The sequence below is a fragment of the Salinicola socius genome (assembly GCF_001937195.1).
Classification (GTDB): domain Bacteria; phylum Pseudomonadota; class Gammaproteobacteria; order Pseudomonadales; family Halomonadaceae; genus Salinicola; species Salinicola socius.
In genome coordinates this window covers 1-697 of sequence record NZ_MSDO01000102.1, presented here as the reverse complement: position 1 = coordinate 697, position 697 = coordinate 1, and the positions used below count along the sequence as shown (strand labels likewise).

General features: G+C 63.4%; 1 protein-coding gene and 1 pseudogene. Both read right to left on the bottom strand.

Features of this window, described 5'->3' with window-relative positions; all coding sequences use genetic code 11:
• Positions 1-277: hypothetical protein (locus BTW07_RS20110; protein WP_208605454.1), on the bottom strand; the 277-nt coding region annotated here is incomplete at its 3' end.
• A 75-nt stretch (positions 278-352) separates the two neighbouring features.
• Positions 353-697: pseudogene (locus BTW07_RS19040) on the bottom strand (FAD-binding oxidoreductase); the annotation flags it as partial.

Sequence of the window (697 nt, the reverse complement as noted above, 5' to 3'; positions counted from 1 at the left end):
CTAGGGAAGCGCTGAATAGATCGATGAGCGCGAGGAAGCGCGAGGAAGCGCGAGGAAGCGCGAGGAAGCGCGAGGAAGCGCGAGGAAGCGCGAGGAAGCGCGAGGAAGCGCGAGGAAGCGCGAGGAAGCGCGAGGAAGCGCGAGGAAGCGCGAGGAAGCGCGAGGAAGCGCGAGGAAGCGCGAGGAAGCGCGAGGCGCATGGAACGAGACATAACATGAAGTCAGGCGAGTTTTCGCGTGCCACGCAACGAAGCGACTCGCTCGCGCAGGCATTCATGCAGCGTTCCCCAGGCGACGCTATCGAGGGTAAAAACCCATGCTCTGGCAGGCGCTGCGTCGCAAGACCAATGTCTCAGGTCTTGCGACGGCTCAACGCCGTCTCCAGCACTCTTGCCACGTGCAGCGCTTCGCGTCCGGCCCCATCGAGAATCTGATGGCGGCAGCTGGTGCCATCGGCCACGATCCAGGCGTCCTCGCCCGCTTCACGTATCGCCGGCAACAGCGACAGTTCCGCCATCTGTCGCGAGGCATCGATGTGTTCGACTTCGTAGCCGAAGCTGCCCGCCATGCCGCAGCACGAAGAGACGATCGCCTCGACGTCGAGTTCGGGAATCCAGTTCAGCACGGTCATCACCGGCGTGAAGGCATCGAAGGCTTTCTGGTGGCAGTGACCGTGAACCTTGGCTCGACCGACCGT